Annotated in this window: 19 protein-coding genes; 10 read left to right on the plus strand and 9 right to left on the minus strand. The window is 60.6% G+C overall.

The window, feature by feature from the left end:
- Positions 1–197 precede the first annotated feature (197 nt).
- Positions 198–902 (minus strand): HAD family hydrolase, encoded by a 705-nt coding sequence (locus PUT78_RS15705; RefSeq protein WP_274353219.1) that lies wholly within the window; start codon positions 900–902, stop codon positions 198–200.
- A 116-nt stretch (positions 903–1,018) separates the two neighbouring features.
- Between PUT78_RS15705 and clpS the strand changes: the two genes are divergently transcribed.
- Genes clpS through PUT78_RS15720 form a run of 3 tightly spaced genes read left to right on the plus strand, consistent with a single transcriptional unit; the run spans position 1,019 to position 3,252 of the window.
- Positions 1,019–1,345, plus strand: a complete 327-nt coding sequence (gene clpS, locus PUT78_RS15710; protein ID WP_274353220.1) for an ATP-dependent Clp protease adapter ClpS — start codon at positions 1,019–1,021, stop codon at positions 1,343–1,345.
- A gap of 13 nt (positions 1,346–1,358) precedes the next feature.
- Positions 1,359–2,417: a class I SAM-dependent methyltransferase gene (locus PUT78_RS15715; protein WP_274353221.1), complete on the plus strand. Its 1,059-nt coding sequence runs from the start codon at positions 1,359–1,361 to the stop codon at positions 2,415–2,417.
- 13 nt (positions 2,418–2,430) lie between these two features.
- The gene (locus tag PUT78_RS15720; RefSeq protein WP_274353222.1) at positions 2,431–3,252 is read left to right on the plus strand and encodes an SDR family NAD(P)-dependent oxidoreductase; all 822 of its coding nucleotides are present in this window, start codon (positions 2,431–2,433) and stop codon (positions 3,250–3,252) included.
- A gap of 242 nt (positions 3,253–3,494) precedes the next feature.
- Here PUT78_RS15720 and PUT78_RS15725 read toward each other — a convergent pair whose 3' ends face one another.
- The 4 genes from PUT78_RS15725 to PUT78_RS15740 all read right to left on the minus strand — a co-directional run bounded on the left by PUT78_RS15725 (position 3,495) and on the right by PUT78_RS15740 (position 5,732).
- Positions 3,495–3,920, minus strand: coding sequence for a bleomycin resistance protein (locus tag PUT78_RS15725; protein WP_274353223.1), 426 nt, complete (start codon positions 3,918–3,920; stop codon positions 3,495–3,497).
- 137 nt (positions 3,921–4,057) lie between these two features.
- Complete coding sequence (locus PUT78_RS15730) at positions 4,058–4,429, minus strand: hypothetical protein (protein ID WP_274353224.1); 372 nt, start codon at positions 4,427–4,429, stop codon at positions 4,058–4,060.
- 54 nt (positions 4,430–4,483) lie between these two features.
- Positions 4,484–5,041 (minus strand): ActR/PrrA/RegA family redox response regulator transcription factor, encoded by a 558-nt coding sequence (locus tag PUT78_RS15735; RefSeq protein WP_274353225.1) that lies wholly within the window; start codon positions 5,039–5,041, stop codon positions 4,484–4,486.
- Between the two features lie 70 nt (positions 5,042–5,111).
- Positions 5,112–5,732 carry an SCO family protein gene (locus PUT78_RS15740; RefSeq protein ID WP_274353226.1) on the minus strand — a complete coding sequence of 207 codons (621 nt, stop codon included), beginning with the start codon at positions 5,730–5,732 and terminating at the stop codon, positions 5,112–5,114.
- 114 nt (positions 5,733–5,846) lie between these two features.
- On the opposite strand from PUT78_RS15740, the gene regB reads away from it, so the two are divergent.
- The 7 genes from regB (at position 5,847) to trmD (ending at position 11,667) form a co-directional block, all read left to right on the plus strand.
- Positions 5,847–7,235, plus strand: coding sequence for a sensor histidine kinase RegB (gene regB / locus PUT78_RS15745; protein ID WP_274353227.1), 1,389 nt, complete (start codon positions 5,847–5,849; stop codon positions 7,233–7,235).
- 278 nt (positions 7,236–7,513) lie between these two features.
- The gene (gene ffh, locus PUT78_RS15750) at positions 7,514–9,001 is read left to right on the plus strand and encodes a signal recognition particle protein (RefSeq protein WP_274353228.1); all 1,488 of its coding nucleotides are present in this window, start codon (positions 7,514–7,516) and stop codon (positions 8,999–9,001) included.
- The gene (locus PUT78_RS15755; protein ID WP_274353229.1) at positions 8,998–9,561 is read left to right on the plus strand and encodes a GNAT family N-acetyltransferase; all 564 of its coding nucleotides are present in this window, start codon (positions 8,998–9,000) and stop codon (positions 9,559–9,561) included. The genes ffh and PUT78_RS15755 overlap by 4 nt, the downstream gene beginning before the upstream one ends.
- Positions 9,558–9,854, plus strand: coding sequence for a chorismate mutase (locus tag PUT78_RS15760; RefSeq protein ID WP_274353230.1), 297 nt, complete (start codon positions 9,558–9,560; stop codon positions 9,852–9,854). Before PUT78_RS15755 ends, PUT78_RS15760 begins: the two co-directional genes overlap by 4 nt.
- A gap of 52 nt (positions 9,855–9,906) precedes the next feature.
- Positions 9,907–10,260 carry a 30S ribosomal protein S16 gene (gene rpsP / locus PUT78_RS15765; protein ID WP_274353231.1) on the plus strand — a complete coding sequence of 118 codons (354 nt, stop codon included), beginning with the start codon at positions 9,907–9,909 and terminating at the stop codon, positions 10,258–10,260.
- A gap of 94 nt (positions 10,261–10,354) precedes the next feature.
- Positions 10,355–10,864 (plus strand): ribosome maturation factor RimM, encoded by a 510-nt coding sequence (gene rimM, locus PUT78_RS15770; protein ID WP_274353232.1) that lies wholly within the window; start codon positions 10,355–10,357, stop codon positions 10,862–10,864.
- The gene (gene trmD / locus PUT78_RS15775; RefSeq protein WP_274353233.1) at positions 10,861–11,667 is read left to right on the plus strand and encodes a tRNA (guanosine(37)-N1)-methyltransferase TrmD; all 807 of its coding nucleotides are present in this window, start codon (positions 10,861–10,863) and stop codon (positions 11,665–11,667) included. Before rimM ends, trmD begins: the two co-directional genes overlap by 4 nt.
- A 325-nt stretch (positions 11,668–11,992) precedes the next feature.
- On the opposite strand, the gene kdsA is transcribed toward trmD, so the two are convergent.
- From kdsA to PUT78_RS15795, 4 genes are all read right to left on the minus strand, one after another.
- Positions 11,993–12,838, minus strand: a complete 846-nt coding sequence (kdsA, locus tag PUT78_RS15780; RefSeq protein ID WP_420793507.1) for a 3-deoxy-8-phosphooctulonate synthase — start codon at positions 12,836–12,838, stop codon at positions 11,993–11,995.
- Positions 12,835–13,623, minus strand: coding sequence for a 3-deoxy-manno-octulosonate cytidylyltransferase (locus PUT78_RS15785; protein WP_274353234.1), 789 nt, complete (start codon positions 13,621–13,623; stop codon positions 12,835–12,837). The genes kdsA and PUT78_RS15785 overlap by 4 nt, the downstream gene beginning before the upstream one ends.
- Positions 13,620–14,615, minus strand: a complete 996-nt coding sequence (locus tag PUT78_RS15790; protein WP_274353235.1) for a KpsF/GutQ family sugar-phosphate isomerase — start codon at positions 14,613–14,615, stop codon at positions 13,620–13,622. Before PUT78_RS15790 ends, PUT78_RS15785 begins: the two co-directional genes overlap by 4 nt.
- Positions 14,616–14,706: 91 nt before the next feature.
- A complete protein-coding gene (locus PUT78_RS15795; protein ID WP_420793508.1) occupies positions 14,707–15,987 on the minus strand; it encodes a THUMP domain-containing class I SAM-dependent RNA methyltransferase in 1,281 nt (426 codons plus the stop codon).
- Between the last annotated feature and the right edge of the window lie 19 nt (positions 15,988–16,006).

The raw sequence follows: 16,006 nt of genomic DNA on the forward strand, positions 1-16,006 counted from the left end.
CCTTTGTTTTCCGCCGCGATTTTTTTGCGGTCTGACTGCTCAGCTATGATGGTAGCACGATGTCGTCTTTCAGAAAAGTATGAAATTTCAACAGGTTTTTCCGCAAACGTCATCCGGTTGCAGGGCAGGTCTTGTGGCGGCGGCGCAGGCGGACACCAGATTTCGACAATCTGTCGGGGTTTGCTGATTGTCTGTAATCAGCTTCCGTCGATCCAGCCCACCAGTTCGGGCAGGGAACCCAGGCTGGCCAGGGTGCGGTAACGCGGATGTGTCAGCGGCGGTTCGGCATATTCAATTTCCCAGACCAGCCCATGCGGCACATACACCCCCCACCCACCGGCGAGAATGGGGGGGATGACATCAGAACGCATGGAATTTCCGACCATCAGTGCGGCTTCGGGCCCGTCCCCATGGCGGGTGAATATTGCTGCATAGGTTTGCGGCGTCTTGTGGGACACAATTTCGACCGCATCGAACATTTCGCCCAAACCTGACTGCGCGAGCTTGCGTTCCTGATCCAGCAGGTCGCCCTTGGTAATCAGAACCAGCCGATGCGAAGGCGCAAGTGCGGCGATCGCCACTTCGACATCGGGCAGCAACTCGATAGGGTGGTGCAACATCTCCTGCCCGGCAGCCAGCAATTGCGCAATCACCGATGCGGGCACGCGTTCCTCTGTTACCTCGATCGCGGTTTCGATCATCGACAGGACAAACCCCTTGATCCCGAATCCGTAATGCCCAAGGTTCCGGCGCTCTGCGTCCAGCAGACGGGCCATCAATGTGGCTCTGTCGGTATAATCGGCCAGAAGTTCCGCAAAATGGTCCTGCGTCAGGCGGAAGAAGCGTTCATTGTGCCACAAGGTATCATCTGCGTCGAAACCGATTGTCGTGATCCGGGTCATCTGGTCCTGTCTTTGGCTTCGGGGCTTTTCTGTGGCATCAGTTCCGCTATATTGTGCAGTAACCGCGTCATCCAGCACTGAAAAGGCCAAAACTCCGAATGCGCCACGTTCCGACCATGACAGACAGTGACACCCCGAACGGACCCGAGAATGACGGTGCTGTTGTCACTAAAACACGCACCCGGACCCAGCGCCCCCCCATGTACAAGGTGATGCTGCTGAACGATGATTTCACGCCCATGGAATTTGTTGTCCATGTGCTGGAACGGTTCTTTGGTATGTCCCACGCTATGGCTTTCGACATCATGCTGACAGTACACAAGAAAGGGGTGGCTGTTGTCGGCGTCTTCTCATATGAGGTGGCGGAAACCAAGGTCGCGCAGGTGATGGATTTTGCGCGCCGTCATCAACACCCGCTGCAATGCACGCTGGAAAAGGAATAGGCGCCACGCGCCCATGACATATACTCCCCCTGTCCTTGCCGTTGATCCGGCCCCGCGCGATGCGCGCCTGACCCTTGCCATGGCCGAAGGGCTGATCCTGCCTGACGGGCCGGTTACTGTGCTGCGCCCGCGCGCCGGTGAACGGTTTGACCCGCTGGATATGTCCCGTCTGCAACTGGTGCAGGGTTTCCGGCCAGACCATGATGCGCTGTTGGCAGCGGGCTATGATGTGGCGGTTGCTGCGCGCCCCGCGCCATCGGTGCTGGTCTGTCTGCCCCGGTCCAAGGCCGAAGCGTTTGCGCTGATCGCACAGGCGGCGGGCGCGTCTGGTACGGAACTGGTGCTTGTGGATGGTCAGAAAACCGATGGCATTGATTCGGTCTTCAAAACCCTGCGCGGCCGCGTTGCGGTGTCTGGGGTGGTGTCAAAAGCGCATGGCAAGCTGTTCTGGTTCGACCCGCGTGGTGTTGACCTGTCGGACCTGTCCTTTCGCCCAGCCACAGTATCCGATCCTGCCCTTGGGCAGTTCCGGACAGTGGCAGGGGTGTTTTCCGCTGACGGGGTTGACCCGGCATCGCAGATGCTGGCGCAGGCACTGCCGGATGAACTGCCTGCGACGCTGGCCGATCTTGGGGCAGGGTGGGGCTATCTGTCTGCGGCCGCCCTTGCGCGCCGCGGTGTGAAAACCCTGCATCTGGTTGAGGCGGACGCCACTGCCCTTGATCTGGCGCGGCGCAACGTCACCGACCCGCGCGTGCAGTTCCACTGGGCCGATGCGACACAGGTTGTATTGCCCGCGCGTGTGGATGGTGTGGTCATGAACCCGCCCTTTCATAACGGTCGCAAGGCCCAGCCCGCGCTGGGACTGGCGTTTATTGCAGCAGCCGCACGTATTCTGGCCCCGCGCGGGCGCTTGTGGATGGTTGCGAATCGGCATTTGCCGTATGAAGGGGCGTTGGCAGCCGCCTTCACCCAGATAGAGGTGCTGGCAGAAAACGGTGCTTTCCGTGTCTGGCAGGCCACCGCACCGAAGCGCGCAGATACCGGCACCGCGCCCCGGCGGCGCCGCTAGGAAGGCAGACAGCATGAGCTATTCGATAGCAGGCAAGACAGCGATTATCACAGGGGCCGCGAATGGCGTAGGCTTGGCGATCGCGCATCATTTCGTTGATCAGGGCGCGAATGTCGTGCTTGCCGACAGGGATGAAACCAGGCTGAAGGCCGAAGTCGCCCGAATGTCCAGATCGGACGAGCGCGCGATCTTTTTTGCGGGGGATCTGCGGGAACGTCTGACACTTGCGAACCTGATTTCCGCCACGGTGGATACGTTTGACAAAATTGATATTCTGGTCAATGCGACACGCCAATGCGCATCCTGCGACCCGCTTGATGACCAGAGCGACGCGGTGGAGCAATCATTGCAGCAAAACCTGCTGGCCAGTCTGAAACTTAGTCAGCTTGTTGCGAAGCGCATGTTGTTTCAGGCCGAAGCTGAGGGGGTTACCGGCGGGGACAGGCGTAATGCGATTGGGTCCATCATCAACATGTCCTCCATCGCGGCGCGCCGCTCTCAACCCGAATTGATGGCCTATTCCATTGCCAGCGCGGCGCTGGACCAGATGACGCGCGCCATGGCGGTCGCCCTTGCCGGAAGGCGCATCCGGGTCAATGGCGTCGCGCTTGGCAGCGTCATGAGCGCGAATCTGAAAGACAAGATCGACACCAACGAGGATTACCGGGAGCGGATTGTGCAGCAAACCCCGATGCGGCGTATCGGTGCCGCGTCCGAAGCCGCAGAGGCCGTGCAATTCCTGGCATCCGACGCCGCGGCCTTCATGACAGGGCAGATCATCACGATTGATGGCGGGCGCACCCTGATGGACCCGGTTTCCGTTCCCGCGCATTAAGGCGGAATAGGTTAAGCACGGCCTGAAGCAACCTTCGGACCAAGCGCTAAGCGCGCCATCGGTGGGCCGGGGACTGCCGGTCCGACGTTCAAAGAATGCAGTTTATGCAGGCGTCACAACCCTGAGTTCAAAGGCTTGGCGTGACATCAGCGAAATCGGCAGGTCGCGGGACCGCCAGACCTATGGCGCGACGGGCTTGCGCCCTCTGTTCCGCGCGTTTTGGGAATCTTTCAGTGCCCGCGTCATACCAGAACCGCCCGCAAGCCAAGATCCTGAAAGAACCGCAACAGATAACCGTCAGGATCTGCAACGACGAACTGCCTGTGCCCGCCCTCTTTTGTCCCGATGCGATACCATTTCTCTTCGACGGGAAGGTAGAGAGACCGTCTATACCGGGCAAGCGCTTCAGTAAGCGGATCGATTGATGGAACCCTGATCTGAACATTCAGACCTTTTCCAAAGGGATAGCTTTCTGGCAGATGTCCATCGTCGAAGGTGCGCCCCTCTCCTATCTGATCAATCATCAGTTCTGCCTCACCCAGACGCAAATAGCAGAAGCCTTCCTCAGGACGTTCATAGACACTCTCGAATCCGAGTATGTCGCAGTAGAAGAACTTTGACTGCTGCCAGTTGGAAACGGCAAATTCCGGGACTAGGGCGTTGCTCATTCTTCCTCCCGGTGCATCTTCTGCGCCTCTTGGTCAGGCGATGTCTGATCGTAGCAGGCCTCAATGCCGTATCCGCCGCCCTCCAACCCCGGACATGTGGGATCATGAGGTTGGTCTGATCACGCTCTTGGGGGTAATCACGGCACACGGCAGGCGGCGATGCGATCTGTGGTCCGGACCACCAGTTCGGCGCGGGACTGGCGCAATCGCTGCAGCCGTGCCTGTTCTGCCTGCCGGTCAATCACCTCGCGGGTTTCGGAACGGGGGCGCTGAATGGACTCAGTGCAGAACAGCACAGGTTCGCGGGGCCATGCGCACAGGCTTAACCGCGTTCGGCCTTCCTGCGCGGGCAGAATGCGGTAGCCTTTGGCCAGCGCGGTTTCCACATCGGCAATCTGGGCATCCAGTGCGCGCAGATCGGCCTGCGCGACGCGTGTGCAGCGGTCCTGCGGTGTGCCACAGGCGGCAAGCAGGGCAGGGATGGCCGCAATCAGGATCAGCTTGCGCATGGTTCCGGTTCCCCGATCAGCAAGGCGCACCCGACCGCGCCCCGTTCCAGCCTGTCACCGCGGCGAGCGTTTGGCAAGGATGCGCTGCAATGTCCGGCGGTGCATGCTCAGCCTGCGCGCGGTTTCCGACACGTTGCGGTCGCATTGCTCATACACACGTTGGATATGTTCCCAGCGCACGCGGTCAGCGGACATGGGGTTGTCGGGAATATCGGGCAGTTCATCATCGGGCAGTGCCAGCAGGGCGCGCATCACATCATTGGCGTCCGCAGGTTTGGACAGATAATCCGTCGCCCCGATCTTGACCGCAGCCACGGCGGTGGCAATTGCGCCGTAACCTGTCAGCACAACCACGCGCACATCATCGCGCGCGGCGCGCAGGGCTTCGACCACATCCAGCCCATTGCCATCTTCCAGCCGCAGGTCGACCACGGCATAGGCGGGGGGGCGGGCGCGGGCGATAACCTTGCCTGCGACGACCGAAGTTGCGGTTTCAACCTGAAAGCCGCGTTTTTCCATCGCCCGCGACAGACGCTTCAGAAATACCTCGTCATCATCAACCAGCAGCAATGATGGGTCAGGCCCAAGGTCAATTTTCACGCTGTCATCCATGCTTACACCCGCTTTCCTGTTCCTGACATTTAGGACGGGTTGCGCGAAAGGTCAATTTCACTGACGGCTTTCAGGCATTGTCGATGAAACAGCCTAATGTGTCGGCCACCTGTTCAGGGGACTGGTCGCGGCGGATAACGTCAACGAAGCCATGTCCGGGCAGCATGAAATAGCTGAAGGTCGAATGATCGATCAGGAAGAATTCATCATCGCTTTCCTGCGCAGCGAAATAAACGCGATAGGCGCGCGCCGCATCGCGGATCTGCTCTTCGGTACCTGTCAGGCCGATCATCTCGGGATGCATGAAGCGCACGAATTCCGCCAGCAGGTCCTGGGTGTCGCGCTGATGATCCACCGACACGAAAACCGGCGTCACGTCATAGCCGCGTTCCGCCAGCAGATCGACGGCCTGCGCATTGCGCGCTGTGTCTAGCGGGCAGACATCGGGGCAGAAAGTGTACCCGAAATACAGCAGGACAGGGCGGTCTGCGAAATCGGCATCGGTGACAGTGCGGCCCGTATGGTCAACCAGTTCGAAAGGCCCGCCAATGGACCCCGCGCCCCCCGCGATGGATGTTTCGCGGCATTGTCCCAGACCGGCCTGTTGCGACCCTGTCATAACCATATAGCCAAGTCCCCCCAGAAGGGCGGCAATCAGACCAGCAGCGATAAGTGAATAAAGGCGAATCATCGCACCCTCTCCGGCTTGGGATATTGACGGCTTGATGCCGGAATGCGCGCGGCCTAACAATCCCTTATCCCGCACCTGTGACATCACGACCCGCTGGCTAGAAGGAACCACCCCATGAAAGCGCCCACATTCGGCGAGATTAGTCAGGACAACCGGGGCGAATGGGTGCGGCTGCGCACGCTGACCTATGTACGGGCCGTTGCGCTGGCTGGTCAGGTGGGGGCGTTCCTGCTGGCGGTGGTGGTATTTGATCTGCGGTTCGACATGGGGCTGGTTGCCCTGGTCCTTGCCGCGGCGGCGGTATCCATCCTGCTGGCGCTGTTTTTATTCCCGCCCACCAAGCGATTGTCAGATATGGAAGCATCGCTGACATTTCTGTTCGACATCGCGCAACTGGGCTGCCTGCTGTATCTGACCGGCGGTATAACCAACCCGTTTGCGTTGCTTGTCATGGCGCCGGTGGCCATTTCGGCCATGGCATTGCAGCCACGATCGACCATGATGCTTGCACTGGTTGCTGTCGCGCTGATCACGCTGGTCAGTGTGACATATCAACCCTTGCGGTTCACGGATGGCACTATTCTTGTAGTGCCCCCGATCCTGAGTTTCGGGTTCTGGGCGGCAATTGTCATCGGGGTGGTGTTTCAGGCGTTTTATGCCCATCGCGTTGCCGCAGAATCGGAATCAATGGCAGATGCGCTTCTGGCGGTGCAGATGGCGTTGTCGCGCGAACAGAAGCTGACGGATCTGGGCGGTGTCGTGGCCGCGACCGCGCATGAACTGGGCACGCCGCTTGCCACGATCAAGCTGATCAGTTCGGAACTGGTGGATGAATTGACTGACCGCCCCGACCTGATGGAGGATCTGCACCTGCTGGCTGATCAGGTAGACCGTTGCCGCGATATTCTGCGCGCCATGGGGCGCAGCGGCAAGGATGACACCCATATGCACCGCGCGCCGCTGGAAGCCGTGCTGATAGAAGCTGCCGAACCCCACCGCAGCCGTGGCAAGAATGTGCATTTCCTGCTGACGCCTGAAGGGGGCGCCCCCGATAGCCAACCGCTGATTCTGCGCCGTCCCGAAATTATCCATGGGTTGCGCAACCTGATCCAGAATGCGGTTGATTTCGCGCAATCCGAAGTGTGGATAGACGCGCGCTGGTCCCCGCAAACCCTGACATTGCGCATCATTGATGACGGGGCCGGATTTCCGCCGCAGGTTCTGGCCAGCATTGGCGAACCTTTCATCGGGAACCGCCGGGATAGCGCCCGCGCCAAGCGCCGCCCTGGATATGACGGAATGGGGCTGGGAAGCTTCATTGCCAAGACATTGCTGGAACGCACCGGCGCAAGGTTGGATTTCATGAATTGCGACGGATCGGTCAGGACATTGCCGCAGGCCCCGGAATTGCATGGTGCACTGGTGGAAATTAGCTGGCCACTTTCGGCGATTGCCGTGGATGTGTCGCAAGGGCTGGGTCCGAACCCGGCGATGTCAGCCTAGGACAGCGCTGTCACCGAAAGGCTTGACTTCCGGCCTGTCTGTGCATAGGTGGGGCAATATCCCGGAAGTATGACCGCTTCCGGTCTTTGCTATGTGCAAAGATCGCCATCCGCCAGCGCGTTGCGCCCGTGGGTGCGATTATGGTTTGTGGCCCGTTGTGGCAAGATGATGTGGTCCCTGCGGGGATGTGGTTGCAGCCCTGCGGGGTGAACTGGATTGCTGCCCCTCCTGCGGGGTAGGCTGGATTACTGCCCCTGCGGGGCGAGGAGATGACGCGCATGTTCGAGAATCTGTCCGAACGCCTGTCCGGGGTTTTTGACCGCCTGACCAAACAGGGTTCGCTGTCCGAAGATGACGTGCGCGCCGCCTTGCGCGAAGTGCGCGTGGCGCTGCTGGAAGCCGATGTATCCCTTGCTGTTGCCCGTGATTTCATCAAGCGCGTGCAGAAGAAAGCCACCGGCGCATCGGTCACCAAATCGGTCACACCGGGCCAGCAGGTGGTCAAGATCGTTCATGACGAACTGATCGCCATGCTCGAAGGTGAAGATGATGCAGGCGCGCTGAAAATCGACAATCCGCCCGCGCCGGTGCTGATGGTGGGTTTGCAGGGGTCGGGGAAAACCACGACCACAGCGAAACTGGCCCGCCGCCTGAAGGAACGCGAAGGCAAGCGCGTGCTGATGGCCAGCCTTGACACCAACCGCCCCGCCGCAATGGAACAGCTGGCCATCCTTGGCACCCAGATCGGTGTGGATACGCTGCCGATCATCAAAGGGCAGAGTGCCGTTGACATCGCCAAACGCGCGAAACAACAGGCCACGCTGGGCGGCTATGATGTGTTCCTGCTGGACACTGCCGGGCGGCTGCATATCGATGAAGTTCTGATGGACGAAGTGCAGGCTGTGCGCGATGTCGCCAACCCGCGCGAAACGCTGCTGGTCGTCGATGGCCTGACCGGTCAGGACGCCGTGAATGTCGCCGCTGAATTCGATGGCAAGCTGGGCGTGACCGGTGTTGTGCTGACACGGATGGATGGTGATGGGCGTGGCGGTGCGGCGCTGTCAATGCGGGCCGTGACCGGAAAACCCATCCGCTTTGTGGGTCTGGGCGAAAAGACCGACGCGCTGGAAGTCTTCGACCCCAAGCGCGTCGCAGGCCGCATCTTGGGCATGGGCGACATCGTGGCCCTTGTGGAAAAAGCCCAGGAAGTGCTGGAGGTCGAACAGGCCGAACGCATGATGAAGCGTTTCCAGAAGGGTATGTTCAACATGAATGACCTGAAAATGCAGCTGGAACAAATGCTGAAAATGGGCGGCATGCAGGGCGTTATGGGTATGATGCCAGGCATGGGCAAAATGTCCAAGGCCGCCGAAGCCGCCGGCTTTGATGATTCCATGCTGAAGCGCCAGATTGCACTGGTCAATTCCATGACCAAGAAGGAACGCGCCAACCCCGCAATCCTTCAGGCCAGTCGCAAGAAACGCATTGCTGCGGGCGCGGGGCTGGACGTGTCTGACCTGAACAAACTGCTGAAACAGCATCGTCAGATGGCCGACATGATGAAAACCATGGGCAAGAAGGGCATGCTGAAACAGGCCATGGCAGGCATGATGGGCAAGGGAAAAGGCGCGGAAGCGATGCCGGACCCCGGCCAGATGGACCCGAAACTGATGCAACAGGCCGCGCGGCAACTGGGCGGCATGCCCGGACTGGGCGGTGGTGGTGGTTTGCCCGGCGGGCTGTCAGGGATGTTCAAGAAGAAATGACCCCCGCACTGGCCCATACCCCCGTACTGGAAACCGCGCGACTGGTGTTGCGTGCGCCGGTTGCCGCCGACTGGCCAGCATGGCGCGATTTCATGGCATCAGATCGTGCGCAGTTCGTCAATGCACTGGCGCGCGATGACGTGTCGGCCTGGCGCGCATTCGGTCATTTCATAGGGCATTGGGTGCTGCATGGTTTCGGCCAGTTTGTCATCACCGAACGGCAATCCGGTGCGGTCCTTGGATCAGCCGGGCCGTGGTTTCCGCTCGGCTGGCCGGAGAAGGAACTTGGCTGGTTGCTATGGCGGCCGGAAGCCGAGGGCAAGGGCTACGCTTTTGAAGCGGTCAGTGCGGTTCGGGATCATGTGCAAAATGATCTCGGTTGGAACGGCGCTGTCAGCTATATCGCGCCAGACAACCTGCGCAGCCTCGCGCTGGCGCAAAGATTGGGGTGTGCGCATGATATGGCCGCCGCAACGCCGGGCGGGCTTGCCGACGTGCAGGTCTGGCGGCACCCGATCGCCCGCGCCGATAATGACGGCAACTTAGAGGCCTATGCATGAGTGATCACGTTCAACGCGCCGCCGAAATTCTGGCCGATCACCGCGACAGCATCGACCGGCTGGACGCGATCCTTGTCTATACGCTGGGTGAACGCTTCAAGCACACGCAGGCTGTGGGCCGCCTGAAGGCGCAGCATGATCTTCCCCCGTCCGACCCTGCGCGCGAAGAACGCCAGATAGAACGGCTGGAATGGTTGGCCAAAGAGGCCGATCTCGACCCGGAATTCGCCAAGAAATTCCTGAATTTCATCATCTCGGAAGTGATACGTCACCACGAGGGATTGCAACGCTGACACCGATATTGCGGGATTTTCCCGCGACTGCCAATCATAAGGAGAAACTGACATGGCAACGAAAATCCGTCTGGCCCGTGGTGGGTCCAAGAAACGCCCCCATTACGCGATTGTCGCGTCCGATTCGCGCATGCCGCGCGATGGCCGCTTTCTGGAAAAGCTGGGCACCTATAACCCGCTGCTGGCCAAAGACAGCGAAGACCGCATCAAGATGGACCTTGAGCGCGTAAAACATTGGCTGGACCAGGGCGCACAGCCCACCGACCGCGTTGCGCGCTTTCTGGAAGCTGCTGGCGTGCGCGAAAAAGCCACTCGCGCCAATATGAAAAAGGCGCAGCCCGGCAAGAAAGCGCTGGATCGTGCTGCTGAAAAAGCAGCAAAAACCGAAGAAGCTGCGGCTGAATAAACACGCTAAAACAAGGGGGGCTGTCTGCCCCCCGATTGCCCGCGTTTCGCGGGCAAATCCCCCCCCGCGAGTATTTTGGCAAGATGAAAGCACTATGAGCAAAGCGCGAATCTGTGTCGGGGCGATCATGGGGGCCTATGGGGTGCGCGGCGAAGTGCGGTTGAAAAGCTTCTGCGCCGATCCCCGCGCGATTGCCGATTATGGCCCGCTTTGGTCCGAAGATGGCACGCGACAATTCAAGCTGACCCTTGGCGCGCAGGTCGCACAGGGGTTTGCTGCACGTCTGGGCGGGATCAGCAGCCGCGAGGCCGCCGACGCCTTGCGCGGTGTGCGGTTGTTCGTTGACCGTGACCGACTGGCCAGCCTGCCCGATGATGAATTCTATCACGCGGATCTGATCGGTTTGCTGGTGTTCGACACCGGCGGCGCGGAACTGGGCCGAGTCAAGGCTGTGCTGAATCATGGCGCGTCCGATCTGTTGGAAATTGTGGCACCCGGGCGCAAAGGTGCGATCCTGTTGCCGTTTACACAAGCAGCGGTGCCGACTGTGGATCTGGCAAGCCGCCGCATCATTGCCGACCCGCCCGAAGGTTTGCTGGAATGAGCGACCGGCCAAGGCGCGCGGCGGGGCGTATCGCGGTAACTCCGTCGCTTAGCCCGCGCGATCTGGATGCGCCGCGCCCTTTGGCGCAGGCATGGCAGGCGCGTATCATCACCCTGTTTCCCGAAGCTTTTCCCGGTGTGCTGGGCCTGTCATTGACGGGCAAGGCACTGAAAGCCGGGCTTTGGGGGCTGGACACAATTGATCTGCGCCTGTTTGGCGAAGGCAAGCACCGCAATGTTGATGATACCCCTGCGGGCGGGGGGGCTGGCATGGTCTTGCGCGCGGATGTTCTGGGCCGCGCCATTGCGTTGGCGCAGCGGGGGCGCAGTGACAGCCCGTTGGTATACCTGTCGCCGCGCGGGGCACCGTTTACGCAGGCCACAGCGCGGCGTTGGGCGGGCGCATCCGGAGTGACGCTGATTTGCGGGCGCTTTGAAGGGATTGACCAGCGCGTGATCGACCATTTCGGGATCGAGGAAGTCAGCCTTGGCGATTTCGTCCTGACCGGTGGCGAAATTGCCGCGCAGGCCATGATTGACGCCACAGTGCGCCTGTTGCCTGATGTTCTGGGTAATGCCGCATCGGTCGAGGATGAAAGTTTCGCGCGCGGCCTGCTGGAACACCCGCAGTATACCCGCCCCACTGAGTGGCAGGGGCATGGCATTCCGCCGGTGCTGCTGTCTGGAAATCATGGGGAAATTGCACACTGGCGTCAGCAGCAGTCAGAGGAATTGACGCAGGCGCGCAGGCCGGATCTGTGGGCCGAATGGCTGGCCCGGCAGCAGGACGGCAGCGAAAGCTGAATCCGTGTTGGTGCGTTGGTCGAATATGGCCTGAAGGGGAGGTTGGTTCTTGGATCAAGCCCACGCCAGCGGAGGGCCGGGGTCTGCCGGTCCCACATTGGATAAGTTCACTTTATGCTGGCGGAGCAATCCTAAGTCCAAAGTTCTGGCATGACGCCAACGAAATCGGCAGGCCGCGGGACGGCCGCCGATGGTGCGGCGGCCTGCGGCCTTTGCTCCGCACATTTAGGAACGCGCCCCAACGTCCCCTTCAGGCCGAACGCTCCCGCCAAAGTACCTTTCAACCCGTTTCAACAATGCTATTGAGAAACATGTTCCGGGGCATTCACAGCGCGATATGCGCCTGGGATTTGGTCAGGTCATCCAGCGCGCGTAACTGGCCGATAAGGTCGGCCATCTTGTCCACCGGAATCATGTTCGGCCCGTCGGATGGGGCGTTGTCCGGGTCCTGATGGGTTTCAATGAACAGCGCCGAAACCCCCACCGCGACAGCCGCGCGCGCCAGAACCGGCGCGAATTCACGCTGCCCGCCCGATGTGGTGCCTTGCCCGCCGGGTTGCTGCACTGAATGCGTGGCATCAAAGACGACCGGATAGCCGGTTTGCGCCATTGTGGGCAGGCCGCGAAAATCGCTGACCAGCGTGTTGTAGCCAAAGGACGTGCCACGGTCGCACAGCATGATGCGCGTGTTACCGGTTGAGGCGATCTTGGCCGCAACATTGCCCATGTCCCAGGGGGCCAGAAACTGCCCTTTCTTGACATTGATGGCGCTGCCGGTTTCGCCTGCGGCCAGCAACAGATCGGTCTGCCGACACAGGAAGGCCGGAATTTGCAATACATCGCAGACCTGCGCAGCGGGGGCGCATTGGCGGGCGTCATGCACATCTGTCAGCACCGGCACGCCGAATTCACGCTTGATCTGGTCCAGAATACGTAAGCCTTCGTCCATGCCCAGACCGCGCTCTGTGCTGATGGATGACCGGTTGGCCTTGTCATAGCTGGCCTTGAAGATGAAGCGCGTCGCCGTGGGGGCACAGGCCGCAGCAATACGTTCGGCCATCATGCGGGCATGATCCAGGCTTTCAAGCTGGCATGGGCCGGTGATCAGCGCAAAGGGATGTGCCCCACCAATGGAGATGTCACCAATCTGGATGGGGGTCGTCGCGATCATGATGCCTCCAATACTGTCTCAATCCGGGCCACGTCTTCTGGGTTGTTCAATTCCCAGAAAACACGTCCGCGCCCGTCCACTTCCACGCAGCGGACGGGTATGCCGCCATAGAGGAAGCGCAGTTGTTCCAGCCCTTCCAGTTTTTCCAGCGCGCAGGGCGGCATGGCTGCGTATCGGGCCAGCGCTTCTGGGCGGTAGGCATAGACGCCAACATGGTGGAAGACGGGAATCGGGTCCGGCAGGTTTCCCGCGTCGATAAACGGCAGCACTTCCTTGGAAAAATACAGCGCATTCATGTGCCGGTCAAATACGGCGGTGGTGCCGCCCACGCGCCCGTTGCGCCGGTCATCAATGAAATTGTCATAGGTCTGGCGGTCACAGCGCAGCACAGGTGTTGCCATACCCACAGACGGGTCGGCCTGCATGGCATCGATAAGCGCTTCGACAAACCAGGGTGGCGTCAGGGGGGCATCGCCCTGCAGGTTGACGACAAGTTCCGGCGTCAGGTTCAGCCGCGCCAGCGCATCGGCGCAGCGGACCGTCCCGTTTTCGCAGCTTTCGGAGGTCATGACGACATCCGCCCCGAATTCGCGCGACGCATCTGCAATACGTTCGTCATCGGTTGCCACAAATACCGCATCGACACCGCGTACCTGTCGGGCAGCTTCCCAGCTTAACTGGATCAGGGATTTATGACTGCCGTCACGCAGGCGCAACGAAACCAGCGGTTTGCCGGGATATCTGGTGGACGCATAGCGTGCCGGAATGAACAAAACGGTTTTCACATGACCCCCGCGCGTAAAAAATCGTGAATATGAACAATGCCTATCGGTGTATTCTCTGCCGTGACCACCAGCAAGACGCTGATCTTGCGTGCATTCATAAGCGCCAGTGCTTCGGCGGCCAGCATGTCGGGCTGCACGGTCACGGGGCTTGGATTGGCCACATCTGCGGGGCGAACATTCATCAGGCTGTCCATGTTGCGTCGCAAATCGCCATCTGTCATGACGCCGATGATGCGGTCGTCCTGCATCAGGACGGCCACCCCGAACCCCTTGGATGTCATGGTCAGCAGTGCTGTCTGCATATCGGCACGGTGGTCGAGTAACGGCAGGGAATTGCCTTGGTGCATGAAATCGGCAACGGTTTTCAGTTGGGCGCCCAGTTTGCCACCGGGATGATACAGGCGGAAATCCTCTGGCATGAAGCCGCGCATTTCCATCAGGGCCACGGCCAACGCATCGCCAAGGGCCAGCGTCAGGGTGGTTGATGTGGTGGGCGCCATGCCGATGGGGCAGGCTTCGGGCAGTTCCGGCAGGGTCAGCCTGTAGGTCGCGGCTTTCATCATCGTGCTGTCGGGGCGCGATGAAATGCCCATCATCGGAATCGAGAAGCGCTTGATATGGAACAGCATATCACGCAGCTCGGTGGTTTCGCCGGAATTGGAGATCAGCAGGCAGATATCATCATTGGTGACCATGCCAAGGTCGCCATGGCTGGCTTCGGCGCAATGGACAAAGAAGGCGGGCGTTCCGGTAGAGGCCAGCGTGGCCGCAATCTTGCGCCCGATATGGCCGGATTTGCCGATGCCCGACACAATCACCCGGCCCTTGATGTTCAGGATATGATGAATCGCGGCTTCCAGATCCGTCGGCAGGTTGCGCGACAGATAGTCCAGCGCGCGGGCCTCGACCGCGACCGTTTCGGCCGCGGCCTTGCGGATTACGTCAGTGGCCTCGTCCGGGTCGGGGGCCGCGGTTGAAATAGGTGCCATCATGTGGCCTTTCGCATCTCTCGTGCCGGTTGCTGGCATTGCTGATTTGTTTCAGATTCTGGACGTGACGACAAGCCATGTCCATGCCTTGTCCCTATAGTGGGCCACTTTGGAACAGCTGCACTTTCAGCCCGCCATGGGGAATCGGCGGACCGGGTTGCAGGTTCAGGCCGGTTGCATGGGCCAGTTTACGTTCTGATGTGACAAGACCCAGCCGCCAGCCTGCAAAATTCTCGCGCAGCACCTGGCCCAGCGTTGCATATAGCCCGAACAGTCTGGCAGGGTTGCCGATGCGCCCGCCATAGGGTGGATTGACCATGATCAGTCCGGGCGGCGTGTCGGGGCGGGACAATGCGCTGATGGGCTGACAGGTGAAGGCGGTGCAGTCCTCCAGCCCCGCGCGTTGGGCGTTTTCGCGCGCGTTCTGGATCACGCCCTGATCGCGGTCGAAACCGAAAAACTGCGCAGGCGGCGTCTGGGGGCTGTGCTGGCGCATCTGCGCCCATGCGCTGGCTTCAAAACTGGACAGGTTTTCAAACGCGAAGGTGCGGGTGCGGCCCGGTGGCAGGCCTGCCGCGCGCTCTGCCGCTTCCAGTATGAACGTGCCCGATCCGCACATGGGGTCAATCACAGGCTGTGTGCCGTCAAACCCCATCTGGTTCAGGAAGGCCGCGGCCATTGTTTCGCGCAACGGGGCCTTGCCGGTGGCCAGTTTATGGCCGCGTTTGTGCAGCCCTTCGCCGGATGTGTCCAGCGAGACAGTCACCATGTCATCATCAATGCGGACCATCAGGCGCAGATCGGCATCAAGGGTGATGGATGCGCCAAGCGTTTCGGTAATCGCTGTCTGGATACGCTGCGCGGCGGCTTTCTGGTGATAGATGCGCGAGCGGGTGCAGGTGACATCTACCCGGACCGGAATATCGGGGCGCAGGAAATCGGCCCAGGGGAATTTGCGCGCGCGCTTGTCGAGCTGCGCCAGATGCAGGGCGCGGAACTGGCCAAGCCGGACCAGAACGCGGCTGGCACAACGCAGCCACAAATTTGCGCGCCAGATGTCGGGCCATGTGCCTGTCGTTTCAACCCCGCCGGGGACGATGATGGGCGCGGGCAAGCCCAGTTCATGAGCTTCCTGTGCAATGACAGCCTCAAGCCCTGGCAGGCAGGCAAGGTATATAGGAAAAGTTGTCTGGTTCATGGCTGTCGCATAGGGGGATTTACCGGCCTGTGCCAGAAGAAAAAAGGCGGCGCCCGGCCACGTGGCCCGCCCACCCACCCCCGCGCAGCGCCTGCGCGCCGCGCTTGCCACGCGACCGGGCGCAGTGCGCAGCTTGCCTGCGCCCCATATGCCAAATGCGCCGCGCAGGCGGCGCATGGGGGTGGGTCGGGCGGGG

Origin of the sequence: Roseinatronobacter alkalisoli (assembly GCF_028745735.1) — a bacterium.
GTDB classification, from domain to species: domain Bacteria; phylum Pseudomonadota; class Alphaproteobacteria; order Rhodobacterales; family Rhodobacteraceae; genus Roseinatronobacter; species Roseinatronobacter alkalisoli.